Annotated in this window: 15 protein-coding genes and 1 pseudogene; 5 read left to right on the forward strand and 11 right to left on the reverse strand. The window is 67.8% G+C overall.

The window, feature by feature from the left end; translation table 11 throughout:
- Positions 1 to 417: 417 nt before the first annotated feature.
- Positions 418 to 1,683, forward strand: a complete 1,266-nt coding sequence (locus tag NBW84_RS15775; protein ID WP_250285507.1) for an ROK family protein — start codon at positions 418 to 420, stop codon at positions 1,681 to 1,683.
- 365 nt (positions 1,684 to 2,048) lie between these two features.
- Positions 2,049 to 2,975, forward strand: coding sequence for a TauD/TfdA family dioxygenase (locus NBW84_RS15780; RefSeq protein WP_250285508.1), 927 nt, complete (start codon positions 2,049 to 2,051; stop codon positions 2,973 to 2,975).
- 111 nt (positions 2,976 to 3,086) lie between these two features.
- Here NBW84_RS15780 and NBW84_RS15785 read toward each other — a convergent pair whose 3' ends face one another.
- The 4 genes from NBW84_RS15785 to NBW84_RS15800 all read right to left on the reverse strand — a co-directional run bounded on the left by NBW84_RS15785 (position 3,087) and on the right by NBW84_RS15800 (position 6,422).
- The gene (locus NBW84_RS15785; RefSeq protein WP_250285509.1) at positions 3,087 to 3,944 is read right to left on the reverse strand and encodes an amino acid ABC transporter permease; all 858 of its coding nucleotides are present in this window, start codon (positions 3,942 to 3,944) and stop codon (positions 3,087 to 3,089) included.
- Complete coding sequence (locus tag NBW84_RS15790; RefSeq protein ID WP_250285510.1) at positions 3,941 to 4,591, reverse strand: amino acid ABC transporter permease; 651 nt, start codon at positions 4,589 to 4,591, stop codon at positions 3,941 to 3,943. Before NBW84_RS15790 ends, NBW84_RS15785 begins: the two co-directional genes overlap by 4 nt.
- 93 nt (positions 4,592 to 4,684) lie before the next feature.
- Complete coding sequence (locus NBW84_RS15795) at positions 4,685 to 5,545, reverse strand: glutamate ABC transporter substrate-binding protein (RefSeq protein WP_445548571.1); 861 nt, start codon at positions 5,543 to 5,545, stop codon at positions 4,685 to 4,687.
- Positions 5,546 to 5,702: 157 nt separating this feature from the next.
- Positions 5,703 to 6,422 (reverse strand): amino acid ABC transporter ATP-binding protein, encoded by a 720-nt coding sequence (locus NBW84_RS15800; RefSeq protein ID WP_445548573.1) that lies wholly within the window; start codon positions 6,420 to 6,422, stop codon positions 5,703 to 5,705.
- Positions 6,423 to 6,881: 459 nt separating this feature from the next.
- Here NBW84_RS15800 and NBW84_RS15805 point away from each other — a divergent pair, with 459 nt between their 5' ends.
- Together NBW84_RS15805 and NBW84_RS15810 are read left to right on the forward strand one after the other, a co-directional pair.
- On the forward strand, positions 6,882 to 7,139 hold the full coding sequence (locus tag NBW84_RS15805; RefSeq protein WP_250285512.1) for a hypothetical protein: 258 nt from the start codon (positions 6,882 to 6,884) through the stop codon (positions 7,137 to 7,139).
- A 67-nt stretch (positions 7,140 to 7,206) separates the two neighbouring features.
- Positions 7,207 to 8,112 carry a hypothetical protein gene (locus tag NBW84_RS15810; RefSeq protein ID WP_250285513.1) on the forward strand — a complete coding sequence of 302 codons (906 nt, stop codon included), beginning with the start codon at positions 7,207 to 7,209 and terminating at the stop codon, positions 8,110 to 8,112.
- A 122-nt stretch (positions 8,113 to 8,234) separates the two neighbouring features.
- Here NBW84_RS15810 and NBW84_RS15815 read toward each other — a convergent pair whose 3' ends face one another.
- The 7 genes from NBW84_RS15815 to NBW84_RS15845 all read right to left on the reverse strand — a co-directional run bounded on the left by NBW84_RS15815 (position 8,235) and on the right by NBW84_RS15845 (position 13,399).
- Positions 8,235 to 9,770 (reverse strand): AarF/UbiB family protein, encoded by a 1,536-nt coding sequence (locus NBW84_RS15815; RefSeq protein ID WP_250285514.1) that lies wholly within the window; start codon positions 9,768 to 9,770, stop codon positions 8,235 to 8,237.
- Positions 9,767 to 10,528 carry an SDR family oxidoreductase gene (locus NBW84_RS15820; RefSeq protein ID WP_250285515.1) on the reverse strand — a complete coding sequence of 254 codons (762 nt, stop codon included), beginning with the start codon at positions 10,526 to 10,528 and terminating at the stop codon, positions 9,767 to 9,769. Before NBW84_RS15820 ends, NBW84_RS15815 begins: the two co-directional genes overlap by 4 nt.
- On the reverse strand, positions 10,528 to 11,013 hold the full coding sequence (locus tag NBW84_RS15825) for an SRPBCC family protein (RefSeq protein WP_250285516.1): 486 nt from the start codon (positions 11,011 to 11,013) through the stop codon (positions 10,528 to 10,530). The genes NBW84_RS15820 and NBW84_RS15825 overlap by 1 nt, the downstream gene beginning before the upstream one ends.
- A 17-nt stretch (positions 11,014 to 11,030) precedes the next feature.
- Positions 11,031 to 11,462: a polyhydroxyalkanoate synthesis regulator DNA-binding domain-containing protein gene (locus tag NBW84_RS15830; RefSeq protein ID WP_250285517.1), complete on the reverse strand. Its 432-nt coding sequence runs from the start codon at positions 11,460 to 11,462 to the stop codon at positions 11,031 to 11,033.
- On the reverse strand, positions 11,459 to 11,950 hold the full coding sequence (locus NBW84_RS15835) for a polyhydroxyalkanoate synthesis regulator DNA-binding domain-containing protein (protein WP_250285518.1): 492 nt from the start codon (positions 11,948 to 11,950) through the stop codon (positions 11,459 to 11,461). The genes NBW84_RS15830 and NBW84_RS15835 overlap by 4 nt, the downstream gene beginning before the upstream one ends.
- Positions 11,951 to 12,047: 97 nt before the next feature.
- On the reverse strand, positions 12,048 to 12,302 hold the full coding sequence (locus tag NBW84_RS15840; RefSeq protein ID WP_250285519.1) for a hypothetical protein: 255 nt from the start codon (positions 12,300 to 12,302) through the stop codon (positions 12,048 to 12,050).
- A gap of 275 nt (positions 12,303 to 12,577) precedes the next feature.
- On the reverse strand, positions 12,578 to 13,399 hold the full coding sequence (locus NBW84_RS15845) for a TetR/AcrR family transcriptional regulator (protein WP_250285520.1): 822 nt from the start codon (positions 13,397 to 13,399) through the stop codon (positions 12,578 to 12,580).
- A 191-nt stretch (positions 13,400 to 13,590) separates the two neighbouring features.
- On the opposite strand from NBW84_RS15845, the pseudogene NBW84_RS15850 reads away from it, so the two are divergent.
- A pseudogene (locus NBW84_RS15850) lies at positions 13,591 to 13,781 on the forward strand (MFS transporter); the annotation flags it as partial.

A 13,781-nucleotide genomic window follows, 5' to 3' on the forward strand; every position in this document is an offset into this window, starting at 1 on the left:
GGGATGGGGATGGGGCGGGTGTTCCCCATCGGCCTGGTTGACAACCATTCGGGTGTTGCCTAGCGTCGAGGGTATGAGCCGGCATACCTATCTGGTCTGCCGCGCGCACGTCGACCTCCGTCGCGTGGCGAGCGCGCTCTGTCCATCCGCCTGATGCCGCCGCTGGATTCCCAGCGTGCCCAGGCCGTCCGGATACATGTACTCCTTCTTCATCCCGCTCCGCTGTTTCCCTGCTGGCAGGCGGCATCGAGAGGGGTGTCAGCCCTGACCAGGGCCTCGGGCCCCATCAGATTGATCATTTGCGGGACGGGCGACGTGGGTCCGTGTGTCCGCCCACCACGTGGGCCGTGACGACGTCCGCGCATCCGCGGCCCTGCCGAGTCCGCATGCAGCACCGCAGCCGCGAGGAGGTCAGCCATGCCGGCACGCAACCAGTCCCTGGCGTCGTCCATGACCGCGGTCCGCCCGGACCCGACCGGCACCGCCGCGGTGGTGCTGCGCGCCGTGTTGGATCACGGGCCGGTGGCGCGTACCCTCATCGGCCGCGCGACCGGGCTGAGCCCGGCCGTGGTGTCGCGGCAGACCGCTGACCTGATCTCCCTCGGGCTGCTGCGCGAGCTGCCGGCGCTGTCCAGCCCGCCGCGCGCCGGCCGGCCGTTCGTCCCCCTGGACATCGACACCCAGCGTCACCTCGCCTGCGGGGTGCACATCGCCGTCCCCAGCATCACCTTCGGCCTGGTGGACCTGCGCGGCCAGGTGGTGGCCCACGAGAGCGTGCCGCACCAGGGCGACGCGCACGAGGTGCTGCGGCAGATCAGCCAGTATCTTCCCGGCTTCGTGGCACGGCACGCCCGGGGCACCCGGCTGCTCGGGCTGGGGGTGGTCACCGGCGGATGGGTGGACCCGCAGCGTGGGGTCATCGTCGAGCACGGGCTGCTGGGGTGGCGTGACGTGCCGGTCCGCCAGGTGCTCGCCGAGACGACCGGCCTGCCCGTCCATGTGGACGGCCATGCCCGTGCGCTGGCGCAGGCGGAGATCATGTTCGGGGATCCGCGGGCCCGGCGCAGCCTGGTGCACCTGTTCGTCGGGAACGTCGTCGACGCGGCGATCGCCACTGGCGGCGAGGTGCACTGGGGCCCGCACGCCGGCGCCGGGGACGTCGCCCACCTGCCGCTGGCGGACAGTTCGGTGCGCTGCCCCTGCGGGCGGTCCGGCTGTGTGCAGGCCGCCATCTCGGAACGGGTCCTGCTGGAGCGGGCGGCCCGGGAAGGGATGATCGAGAAGCCCGACCTGTGTCTCCTGCTGGACGCGGCCCGCCGTGGCGACCAGCGCGTACTGGCGCTCTTCCGGGAGCGGCTGCGCGTCATCGGCCGGCTGGTGGCCCTGCTGCTGGACATGATCGATCCGGAGGTGCTGGTACTCACCGAGGCTGCCGCGATCTTCCTGCCGGACCTGCTGCCCGACCTGTACGAGCAGATCGCGGCGTACTCACGGGTGTGCGCCAGCCCCGAACGCACCGTGCTGCCCACCCGTTTCGGCCCGCGCACCCTTGCCGTCGCGGCGAGCGCGACCGTGCTGGACGCCGTCCACCGCAGCCCACGCAGCCTGTGCCCGGCCCCGGCCCCGGCCCCGGCCCCGGCCCGGGCCGGAGCCGGGGCCGGAGCCGGACGGCTGCCCGGCTGAGTTATTTTCACTCGAACGGTAAACATTGACCCGGCCGGCCGGCGGCATGATTATCGAAACATGAGCGACATCGGGTACACCGCGTCCCGGCGTACATCTCATGAATGTACGCCGCCGGCGTGCGCATCGTGCCGGTGCGCATTGCCCGGGTGTGCTGACCGTGTCGCCCGTCACTGTTCTCCTGCATTACGCGACGTGCTGGCCCTGATTCTTTCGTAGGCGTCGGGGCCGTGGTTCCGTGGCGTTCTTCCGAGTGATTCAGGGCCCGCCGCGGGCTGCCGCCGCCGTTTGCTGTGCCACTCGTATCCCAGCTGTATGCCGGTGGCCGGCTGTTCTTTCCGCCAACCAGTCTGGAGCACGCAGCGATGACAAGTACCGTCCAGCGGCTGGGTATCGACGTCCGGCCGCTTTCCGGGCACACCGGAGCCGAGATTCACGGCGTCGACCTGAGCCAGCGGCCCGACGACGCCACGATCGCCGAGATCCGTTCCGCCCTGCTGCGCTGGAAGGTCGTGTTCTTCCGCGACCAGTCCATCGGCCACGCCGAGCAGATCGCCTTCGGCGCCAGGTTCGGTAAGATCACTCCCGCCCATCCGCACGAGGACGCCCCGCCCGAGGGCTTCCCGCAGATCCTGCCGATCGACAGCCGCCGTTACGAGAAGAAGTTCGGCAAGCGGAAGGTCACCTATGACAACGGCTGGCACACCGATGTCACGGCGCTGGTGAACCCGCCGGCCGGGTCGATCCTGCGCGCCGACATTGTCCCCCCGTACGGCGGTGACACCGCCTGGACGAATCTGGTCGCGGCTTACGAGGGCCTTCCGGAAGAACTGCGCAGGCTCGCCGACGGGCTACGGGCCAAGCACAGCTTCAGCCCCCGCCTGCTGGCCGGGACCCCCTACGGGGAGAAGATCGCGTCGAATCCGCTGGTGGCGGTGCACCCGGTGGTCCGGGTGCACCCGGAAACGGGTGAGCGGGCGCTTTTCGTCAGCCCGAGCTTCACCTCCGGGGAGAACGAGATCATCGGGTTCTCCCCGCGGCAGAGCCACCGGATTCTCGAGCTCTTCTACGAGCAGATCGCCCGGCCCGAGTACACGGTGCGGTTCCGCTGGAGCCCGGGTGACGTCGCTTTCTGGGACAACCGGGCGACCGCGCATCTGGGCCCGTCCGACCTGGGCCACCTCGACTTCGACCGCGTGCTGTACCGGATCACCCTGGAAGGGGACATCCCGGTCGGGGTCGACGGGCGGCAGTCGGAACCCGTGGCCGGGCAGCCCTTCCTCGCCGGCTGACCAGCGCTGGAGGCCGGCCCCGGCCGGGCGGCCGCCATCCGGTCGCCTGGCCGGGGCCGGCCTCCGGCTGTCGGGCCACGGGCCCGGCGTGGGCGCAGCGCTATCCGGTGGCTATCCGGTGGACAGGTCCTCCGCGGGCACGGACGGCCTGGCCCGCCGGCCGGACAGCCGCGCCTCCAGGTAGGTCGCCAGCCTGGTCACCAGGTAGTTGACGAGGATGAAGATGCCGCCGATGACCAGATAGGTCTGGATCGGGTTGTGCAGGGTCTGGATGGCGATCAGGGCCCGGCGCAGCAGCTCCTCGTAGGAGATGAAGGCCCCGAGCGAGGTGTCCTTGAGGATCACCACGAGCTGGCTGATCAGCGCCGGCAGCATCGAGCGGAACGCCTGCGGCAGCAGGACGATCCGCAGCGTCTGGCCGCGGGTGAGGCCCAGGGCGGCGGCCGCCTCGCGCTGCCCCTTCGGCACCGCGAGGATGCCCGCCCGGACGATCTCGGAGATGACCACCGAGTTGTAGGCGGTCAGACCGATCACGATGTACCACAGCGGCGGCAGCTTCAGCCCGTAGACCGGGAGAACCTGCGCCGCGAAAAAGATCGCGATCACCACGGGGACGCCGCGCAGCAGCTCGACCACCCCGACCACGGCCCACCGGTACCACCGGGCCGCGGAGATCCTGGTCGTCGCGATGAGCACCCCGAGCACCAGGGAGAAGGACATCGCCAGGCCGGCGGCGGTCAGGGTGTGCACCAGACCGCCGCCGAGCAGACGCCACAGGGCCGGGAAGTTCTCGTCGCCGGGGTTGAACAGCGGGCTCCACCGGCTGCCGTCGAACTGGCCGTTCGCCGCCAGCCGACGGACGGCCAGCGCGGCCAGCGCGGCCAGCGCGATGCCGGCGGCCACGCTGGCGACGGCGATCCGCCGGCGTCCCCTTGGACCCGGGGTGTCGTAGAGGACTGAGCCGCTCACCGGGTCACCCGTAGCCGTTTCTCCGCCGCCAGCACGAGCAGGCCGGTCGGGATGATGATGATCAGATATCCGATCACGACCCCGGAGTAGACCGGTAGCGCCGGTTCCCCCCGCGCGCCGTTGAGCGTGCTCGCCACGCTGTAGAGTTCGCCACCGACCCCGAACGCGCCGACGATCGCCGAGTTCTTCACCATCGCGATCCCGACGTTGCCCAGCGGGGGGATGACCGCCCGCAGTGCCTGCGGCAGGATGACCAGCCGCAGCGACTGGCCGAAGGTGAGGCCGATCGAACGGGCGGCCTCCGCCTGACCGGCGTCCACCGCGCCGATTCCGCTGCGTACCGCCTCACAGACGAACGCGGCGGTGTAGACGGTGAGCCCGGCGGCCCCGAAGGCGAAGTACGAGCCGTTGATCCCCACTTCCGGCAGGCCGAAGGCGAAGGCGAACAGGACGATCGTCAGCGGACAGTTACGGACCAGCGTCACATAGGTGGTGCCCACGGCACGCAGGGGCGGCACCGGCGACACCCGGAACCCCGCGAGAACGATCCCGAGCAGCAGCGCCGCCACGGCGACCAGACCGCAGATCTTCAGTGTTCCCAGCAGGCCGTCGGCGTACAGGCCTAGGTTGTCGGTGATGACATCCATGGCGGCTCCGGGGTGGCATCGACTCAGGAGACCGCGCGGCTCATCGGGGCCGCGCGGTCCACAGCGGTTACGAAAGGCGCGGGGGCCCGACGGTCAGGAGCAGGTGCCGAGCGTGGGCAGCGCCGGGGCGCTCCCGGCGACCTTGCCCGCCGTGGCCTCCCACGCCTTGGCATAGCGGCCGTCCGCCGCCGCCGCGGTCAGCTGCTCGTCGATGAACTGGCAGAAGGCGGTGTCACCCTTTTTGATGCCGATACCGTAGGGCTCGGTGGTGAAGGGCTTGCCGACGAGCTTGAACGCGCCGCCGCTGCTGTCCACCAGGCCCAGCAGGACGACGTTGTCGGTGGTGACGGCGTCGACCTGGCCGGTACGCAGCGCGTCCGCGCACTTGGAGTAGACATCGAAGAGCACGATGTTGGACGCGTCGGCGTATTCCTTGATTTTCTCGGCCGGGGTCGACCCGGAGACGGAGCAGACCTTCGCGTTCGCCGCGCGCAGGGACTCCGGCCCGGTGATCGTGGTGTTGTCCTTCTTCACCATGATGTCCTGGCCGGCCTGGTAATACGGGCCGGCGAAGCTGACGAGCTGCTTGCGCTTGTCATTGATGGTGTAGGTGGCGACGATGAAGTCCACCCTGCCCTGCTGGATCGCGCCTTCCCGCTGGGCCGACGGCGTCTCGATGAAGGTGATGTTCTCCGGGCCGATCCCCAGGCCGGCGGCGATGATTTTCGCGATTTCGACGTCGAATCCGTCGACCTTGCCGCTGAGGCCCTTCAGCCCGAACAGCGGCTGGTCGAACTTGGTGCCGACGGTGACCTTCCCCGCCTCGGCGAGCCTGGCCGCCGTGGTGCCGGTGGCGAAGGTGGGTTTCGCCGTGGTTTCGGCCTCGGTACCGGTCGTATCGCTCCCACAACCGGCGGCGGCGAGCGCGACGGTACCGGCGACGACGGCCGTCACCAGCCTCCGTCGCCGCCGTGGGTGCCGCTGAAGCGGCTGGAACGGATGGAGCTGGCTCAGCAGGCGTGGAATCCGCATGGTCGTCCTTTCGAGGGGATCATGTCGGCTGTGGACGGGGGAAGGAGAGGCGGGCCGGCTCACCGGTGAGCCAGCGCGGTCAGTGCGGGAGGACCCGGGCCAGGAAATCGCGAGCCCGCTGCGTCCGTGGGCTGTCGAAGAACTCCACCGGCGTGCCCTCCTCGAGGATTCCGCCGTCGGCCATGAACACGACCCGGTCCGCGGCCTGCCGAGCGAATCCCATTTCGTGGGTGACGACCACCATGGTCATGCCGTCGCGGGCGAGTTCGGTCATGACGTCGAGCACTTCGGCGATGTATTCCGGGTCGAGGGCCGAGGTGGGCTCGTCGAAGAGGATCACTTTTGGGTCCATGGCCAGCGCCCGGGCGATCGCGACACGTTGTTGCTGCCCGCCGGAAAGCTCGGCCGGATAGCTGCCGGCCTTCGCGCCGACGCCGACCCGGTCGAGCAGTTCCCGGCCTCGGCGCTCGGCCGCCTCCCGGGGGATTCCCCGGACCTTTGTCGGCCCGAGCGTGACGTTCTCCAGCGCGGTCTTGTGGGCGAAGAGGTTGAACGCCTGGAAGACCATGCCCACCTCGGCCCGTAACCGCGCGAGCGCGCGGCCCTCCTCGGGCAGCTGCCGCCCGTCGATCGTGATCCGCCCGGCGTCGATGGTCTCCAGCCGGTTGATGCAGCGGCACAGCGTCGACTTGCCCGATCCCGACGGGCCGATGACGACGAGCACCTCGCCGCTGTGGACGGTCAGGTCGATCACGTGCAGCGCCCGGAAACCGCCGAAGGACTTCTCGACGCCCTCCATGACGATCAGGGGTTCACCTCGCGCGCTCTTCGTCACGTGCAACCCTTCGGTCAGGACGTGTAACCCTTCGGTCAGGTTGAGCGGAACGGTAGCAGGTGTACTCCGCATGTCTCGGCGGTGTGTCGGATGTCGAATACCGCATACCCATCCGACCTTTATGATCATTATTGTGATGCTCGGCGGCCCCGTGGCGGGTGTGCCTCCGTGCGGCCGAGCGGATGCTGCTCGGAGAGCGTTGACGGGAGCTCGGATCGCTACTGTCAGTTATTGGCGGTAGCCGTATGGTCACTTCTGGTGTCCGCCCGCTTGCCGGCCGGCCTGTCGTATCGGTGTTGCCGGTATGTGACGACGATCATCAGATCGTTTCCGCTGGCAATCCTTGACATGATTATTACGCACCGCGTAAGTTCTACGCATCGCGTAAATCGCGCAGAACAAGAGCCTTCAGGGAGGCGTGCCGTGGCAACCGGGACCCGTCGTAAGAACACTCTCACAAAGTTCATCAGTGATGTCATCGACGACAGCAAGGACCTGGTAGACGACCTGATCGACCGGGCGAAGGACGTCGAGAACGACACCCGCAAGGCCGTCACCAACGTGGTCAAGGAAGAGGGCGACATCCCCAGCGGTGACGATCTTCAGGATCTCAAGAAGGCGCTCACCGAGCTGACCGCGAAACTCGACCAGCTTTCCGCGGTCAAGGGCACCGGTAAATAGCACTGACGGATGACGGGGTTGGTGTCGGATATTCGGCGCCAACCCCGTTGCTACGTTATGGGGCTTTATGCCTGCCATCGTCTTCGAGCCGTGGGTGGACGACGCCGACACCGTGGATGTCGGGGTGCTGACCAGGCTCGGTCCGCATGTGACCCCACAGATATTCGACGTCGACGACCCCCACCTGTTACTTGTCGCTCCCCGTAGCTCCGTCAAGATACGCGCGTTACGGCGGGACGACCGGATGAGCGTGCTCATCCGTGCTGGCACGAAGTTTCTCGCGGCGTCCGGATACGCGTCGATCGTTGATCCACTCTCCCCGGTCGACCTGCTGTCCCCGGGCCGCCTGCTGCGTGCCCCGACGACCGTGGTCTCGTTCATCGGCCGCAACAACCGCCACCTCACCGGCATGGCGGCCGACCTGGGCCTGCGTACCGCGACCCTGCCCACCAGTCGGGTACTCGTCGAGCTCGACGTCGTCCGCACCATCGAAACGACGTCCGGAGGCGGGATCGTGGCCGCCGGGGACTGGCCCGAAGCGAACCTGCTTCTTACCGGAACACCCGAGACACGGATCACACCTCCCGCCGGGCCATGGTCCGCGGACGAGCGGCGGATCCTCGACGAACTCCTCGAGCATGCACGTCCCGTGAGCGTGGGCCTTCGGACGGCTGCCGGGCCGGTCGTGCTGCCCGGCACCTGGGAGCCGGACACCGCCCTTGTCCGGGTTCCGGCGGCGTTGGCGAGGCTGGTCGGCGTCACCTCCGGCGCACCGGTGTCCGTCACGGCCCACACCGGCGGTCACCGGCTCGACAGCAAACGAGGGGTACTGCTCCGGGGCGAGGGAGAGATCCGCCGAGACGGGACGGACATGCTCCTCGGCATCAGGAACAGCCGCGCGACGGTGTGGCGAGGCGACCGTTCGCGCACGGTCCGTTCGGAGTCATCCTCCGCGCGGGAGCCACAGCCGTAGCGTAGGTGGAAACCGCTGTGGCAACGGCTGTTTCCACCTACGAGCACGGAAGCCGTAGGTGGAAACAGCCATGGTGACGACCGAAACCACCTACGCCTTCCGACGGGAGGGACAGCATCCGCTCAGCCTGCTCGGCGTCGTCTGGCGAGCCAGGCTGCGGCGGCGACGGCCAGCAACATGTTGCGGTTGCTGCGTGTCCTCGCGTCGGCCCGGTCCTCCTGACGTGACCGGCGGGCCTGTACCGCGTTGACGTTGACAGTGAACTCACGGTTGGAGATATCTCGACCGAGAGTACGCAGTTGCTCGACGATGGACATCGACCCGCCCATCAGGTCGAGCACCAACTGCGCCGCCTGCTCCTGGGAGAGCAGCTCGCGGACGAGATCGAAGAGGATGTCCCGGAACTCCTCCTCGAAGACGTCGGTCACCGAGAGCTCGGGCGAGAGATAGCGCACCGAGCCCTCGAGATTGGCGAACGACTTGCCGAGCAGCGCGACCACCGGGCTGGTCTGGATACCGCGCCGGCTGGAGAACTTCAGGATCGACGTCAGCGCGACACCGAGGTTGAGATCCTCCAGGCTGGCGTCGGCGATGGTGGGCACGAAACCGCAGCAGTCGCTGACGAATGCCGGAATGTTGGCCCAGGAGCTGGCCCGGCCCAGCTCGATCCATGCTTTTGCCAGCCCATGACCGTCGTTCTGCGAGAGGGCGACCAGAATGCTCGCGAACGTCAGCGACTGGCGCCGGTCCATTCTCCCGACCATTCCCCAGTCGATGAGGTACGCCTTGCCGCCGGGTTCGACGAAGACGTTGCCGGGATGGGGGTCGGCGTGGAACATCCGGTCGACGAAGAAGCCGCGGTACATGAAGCTGAGCAGGTCGCGGCCGATCGCCTCGCGCTCGGCGTTGGTGAACTTGTCGCGGTTGGCGTCACGGATGGACGTGCCGGGTGCGAGCTGCTGCACCAGCACCTTCTTGGTGACGAAGATGACCTCGGGCACGGCGAGGTTGTCGAACCCCTCCATCGCCTCCCGCGCGGCGTCCATGTTGCGTGCCTCGACGCGGAAGTCCAGTTCGGCCTTCATGGCGTCGAACATGATCTCCATCATGGCGGTGAGGTCGAAGACGTCGTCGAGGTCGGGCACCCGTTTGGCGAAGAACTTCCCCAGCCGCTTCAACATGGCCATGTCGTCGAGCATCACCGGGGCGATACCCGGCCGTTGGATCTTGACGACCGCCCGTTCGCCGGTGCGTAGCGTGACGGCGTAGACCTGCGCGAGCGAGGCCGCGCCGAGCGGTTTGTCGACCTTGATGTCCAGGAAGGCGCTGCGCCAGTCGCGCCCGAGCTCCTCCTCCAGAATGGGCTCGAAGGTCTCGAACGGCGCGACGGAGACCTTTTCGTGGAGGTTCTGAAACTCGTCGATCATGTATTGCGGCATTATGTCGGGGCGGGTCGACAGCATCTGGCCGATCTTCACATAGAACGGGCCGAGTGACTCGAGCGCGTGCCGGATCCCCCTGGCCCGGGTTTTTTCGCGTTCCTCGCTGTCGGCGGAGTCGTCGCCACGCTTGCGACGCAGCCCCACCGCTCCGCTGATCTCCTGTAGAAGAAGTTGGGAGAGAACTCCCGCGACCACCCGGGCACGGCTGTCGCTCATGTCCTGATGCCGCCGTCGACGCCGAGAACCTGGCCGGTCACGTAGGATGACGCCGGGTCGAGCAGGAACAGCAGTACCCGGGCCACCTCCTCGTGTTCGCCGAGGCGGCCGGCCGGTACCAGGGACTCGGCCTCCTCCTGCAGACCAGGGAAGACATCGAACGACTCGTCGTGTAACAGGCCCGACTCGATGGTGTTGACGGTGATGCCGGCTGGCGCGAGCTCCCGCGCGAACTGTCGGCTGATGGTGAACAAGGCGTCACGTAACCAGGTGTGCGGGTTGGTGGAGCTCTTGCCGCCGGGCAGGGCGTTGAGCACGGTCACGATGCGGGCCGTCGCTCGCCCTGAGAGATGCGGCGCAGCCGCTGAGGTGAGATTGAACACACCGGACAGACTGCCCAGCAGGAGGCGCTGCCATTCCTGCGGAGACAGGGATGTCAGAGGCACCGCGTTCACGATGCCTGTCGCCTGCTGATTGCCGATCGTCGTGACCAGGATGTCGAGCCCACCGTGATGGGCGGCGGCCTCGGCCAACGCCCGGGAGCAGTCCTGCCAGGATGCCACGTTTCCCTGATGCGCCGACAACGGTTTGCCGCTGCGCTGTTCCAGGAACTCGTCGACTTCGGGGCGCCTCCGACTGTAGCCGACGGCCACGCGCGCCCCACGGGCGAGCAGTGCGTCGGTCAGACTGGCGCCAAGGTTACGCGTGCCGTCCGCCACGAAGGCTACTTTACCGAGGAGAGTGCCCTCGTCACCCATCAGGCGGCCGGGCCGGAGCGGAAGAGCAGCCGTTGCTTGCTCTGCCAGTGCTGGGCCGCCAGGGTCCCTATCCGGGACGCCATCGACTCGACATGTTCTTCGACGTGGTCGGGTAGCACGCGTCGCAGCTTAGAGGGATACCGGTGTCCGCAGTCGACTTCCGCGACATAACGCAGGCTGGTCTCGTCCTCGGCGACCGAGGTCAGGTCGAAGACCTGGGTCGAGAGCACGTCCAGGGAGGGCACGCGGATGGACCAGGTGAGCTGGTGCGGCGGGATCGCGGAGTCGATGTGGGCGGTCGCGTCGACGAGACGGCTCAGCGGTCCCCACGACAGCCGCACCTTGATGCGGTGGGCGCCGTCCTCGTCGACCTGGATCGGGCCGGAGATCTCCGGTGAACGCCTGAGGATGTCGTCCAGGCGTTCCAGTTCGGTCCAGACCTCCCCGATCGGCGCGTGTACCCGCACCGTGGTCTCATGATGCACCTGACCGTCTCCCCTTCTCAGTCGCGGCCTGGGATCGTACGGTTTTCATCGCCGGTACCGGGAAAGCTGTTGCCGCGCTGCCCCCGTAGGCTACGATGAGACGTCAAGCCATTATGGGATGTCATGCCGCCGCCATTGTCTCGCTTGTCGAGAGCGGACAGTAGCGAACCGGCAATAGCGGAGAGGCTCGCGGGTATGCCGGTCTGCAGACCAACCTTGTCCACCAGCGCGCCCTTGAGCGCGTCGGCCAGGACCTGGTTGGTACAGTCCTCGCCCGAGCCGTCACGGACAGCTCGGAACCGGCGACCGGCCTGGATGTCCTCGCGGATCTCGCTGAGCGGAATCCGCCGATGTTCGTTGATGTCGTAGAGGCTGCCGTCGCTGTCACGTCGCAGGCGGCGGTAGTGCCCCCGGGGCGGGCGTGGAGTACGGCGCTGATTCAGGCTCATTGGTCCACATTCTGCGCGTCCGAGCCTTTGCGAGCATCAGGGGGTGGCTTGGGGGAGACATGATCTTTCTGGTCGCGGTCTGCTGCCGGTTTCGCGGGTCGCGTGGTGTCAGCGTCGCTGATGAGCGCGGACACCACACGGGTGAGTTCGTCGATCTGTGCTCGTAGATCGCGCAACTCGTCCTGCTGCTCATGGCGGTCTTCGACGACGATCCGGGCGATGCGGTTCGGCATGCGGATCAGCTCGGCCAGGGGCAGGTCCGTCGAGTCCCGGTTGCTCAGCACCCGGCCGAGAAAGTGGGCTGTCATGTCGGCGCCGGTCTCGTGGTCCTCGACCCGGATGTTCTCGCCGTCGCGAATGAGCCGCTCGATCTGGCGGAGCGAGGTGAAGCGCCGCTCCACCGTGTCGTAGAGCTTGCGGTTCGCGTAACGCCTGATCAGCCGCTCGGTCGCACCATCATCCGAGACCGGCATGGCAGCCGCGTTCATCGATGGTCCATCCTTTGCCTCATGCTTGATTGTAAACATAAGATCAGGCCGGCGCCCTGGATCCGTCCAGAGCGCCGGCCTGATTGCCATGCGACAACTACTTGCTGCCAGCCTTGGTCTCGGCGAGCTGGTTCACCTTGGAGGTCAGCTCCGCGAGGGCCTTCTTGAGGTCCTGCAGCTCATCGCTGCTGGGGCTGTCGTCGTCGACGACGTTCCGCGCGGTCCTGCGCAGGTCGTCCTCAAGGTCGCGGCTGCGGTCGATGAGGTCGTCGACGAGGTCCTTGGTGTTGTCGACGATGTCCTCGATGAACTTCGTCAGCGTGTTCTTCCGCCGACGGGTGGTAGTGGCCATGCTGCCCCTCCTTCATGGTTGACGCTGTCCGGGCTGGTGGTGCGGTCCCGACGCCCCGTATGTCTTACGCATTGCGTAGATTTACGCAATGCGTAAGACATGTCAACCACTGCATTGAGGATTGTGGTATTGCTCACTCTGGGTGTTCGAGTTATACCAATTGGGTGTTTATGTACGGTCTGGGCCGTACTGCGCGGAGAGGCGTCGATTCGCTCGTCCGTACCCGGCCGCGCTGATTGTCCGGCCCTGTCGCGACTGGCCCTGTCGCGGCGCGGTTACCGCCGGCCCGCTCCCCGGACGGCGTCCGGGCGGCGGCGAGGGCCGCGGGGGAGCTCCGGCAGGGAGGCGGCGATGCCGGCCAGCACCCACGCCAGGCCCTCGTCGAACCTCTGCTGCGCATCGCCGTGGTCGGTCAGCGCGGACAGGTCCGGATCCAGCTCGGCGATCCGGGGAAAGTCGCCGGTGTCGACGAGAGTCCGCAGGTAGCTCTGGACCAGCTGCCGCTGCTCGGTGGCGTCCACGTCTCCCCGGGGCGGCCTGACCTGGTCGAGCCGTTCGGTGACGAGGTGCCCGACCGTGTAGGTGTCGACGGCCCGCAGAATGCGGATCCGATGCCGCTGGTCGATGTCGAGGCCGGCGACGGCGGCCAGGGACTGCTCCAGATGGCGCATGGCGTTGGGCCCCAGGCGCGGCCAGTGGCCTCTGGCCTTCACGATCCACGGATGTCGCAGGGCAACAGCGCGCGTTCGCTGGGCGATCGTCCACAGCGCGTCCCGCCAGTCGGCGGGCAGCGGTTCGGGAACGATGATGTCGGCCATTGCCTCGTCGGTCATCAGCTCGAAGAGGTCGTCCTTGCGCTGGATGTGCGAGTAGAGGCTCATCGGACGGGCGCCCAGCGCCGCCGCGACCCGCCGGATGGAGACCGCCTCCAGCCCTTCGGCGTCGGCCAGCGCGATCGCCGTGTCGACGATCGCCTGCCGGGTGAGCCCCGGTTTCCTCTCCTTGGCCAGGCGGGCCCACAGCAGGCCTGCCGGCGGCCGGTCGGCCCGCGGGGAGGCGTCCGGCGTCTGGATCGCGGCATGGCGGTCACCGGGCACGGGACGAGGGTATCGCCGGATCCGATCCAGCGATACTTCGTACGGTGAATCGATACGCCGTATCGCCTGGAAGACGCTGTACGGGTTGTCGATACAGTGTAGCGTCGGCCGTGGTCGCGTATCCGTCCGGCTACGTCGCGCCAGGGCGTTCCAGGCATCGACCGTCCCCGAACCGTTCCCGGAGGCTCGTGATGGCACAGACCCAGGCGTCCACCGCATCCGAGCGGCCGGACGAGCCGGACGAGCCGGGCGGGCCGGAGCCGGCGAAGGCGAAGCGGGCGGAGAGCGACCGGCTCGACCCGTCGCTGCTCCGTCTCGCCGGGATCATCCTGGTCGGCACGATGGTCGTGCAACTGGACCTCACGATCATCGCAGTCGCCAT

Origin of the sequence: Protofrankia sp. CiP1_Cm_nod2 (genome assembly GCF_920664355.1) — a bacterium.
Taxonomy (GTDB): domain Bacteria; phylum Actinomycetota; class Actinomycetes; order Frankiales; family Frankiaceae; genus Protofrankia.

Excerpts from the sequence above, each read along its gene's own strand:
- NBW84_RS15830 (WP_250285517.1), bottom strand. The coding sequence starts at position 11,462 with ATGAGCCTGAATCAGCGCCGTACTCCACGCCCGCCCCGGGGGCACTAC.
- NBW84_RS15810 (WP_250285513.1), top strand. The coding sequence starts at position 7,207 with ATGCCTGCCATCGTCTTCGAGCCGTGGGTGGACGACGCCGACACCGTG.
- NBW84_RS15780 (WP_250285508.1), top strand. The coding sequence starts at position 2,049 with ATGACAAGTACCGTCCAGCGGCTGGGTATCGACGTCCGGCCGCTTTCC.
- NBW84_RS15815 (WP_250285514.1), bottom strand. The coding sequence starts at position 9,770 with ATGAGCGACAGCCGTGCCCGGGTGGTCGCGGGAGTTCTCTCCCAACTT.
- NBW84_RS15790 (WP_250285510.1), bottom strand. The coding sequence starts at position 4,591 with ATGGATGTCATCACCGACAACCTAGGCCTGTACGCCGACGGCCTGCTG.
- NBW84_RS15820 (WP_250285515.1), bottom strand. The coding sequence starts at position 10,528 with ATGGGTGACGAGGGCACTCTCCTCGGTAAAGTAGCCTTCGTGGCGGAC.
- NBW84_RS15835 (WP_250285518.1), bottom strand. The coding sequence starts at position 11,950 with ATGAACGCGGCTGCCATGCCGGTCTCGGATGATGGTGCGACCGAGCGG.
- NBW84_RS15800 (WP_445548573.1), bottom strand. The coding sequence starts at position 6,422 with ATGGAGGGCGTCGAGAAGTCCTTCGGCGGTTTCCGGGCGCTGCACGTG.
- NBW84_RS15775 (WP_250285507.1), top strand. The coding sequence starts at position 418 with ATGCCGGCACGCAACCAGTCCCTGGCGTCGTCCATGACCGCGGTCCGC.
- NBW84_RS15840 (WP_250285519.1), bottom strand. The coding sequence starts at position 12,302 with ATGGCCACTACCACCCGTCGGCGGAAGAACACGCTGACGAAGTTCATC.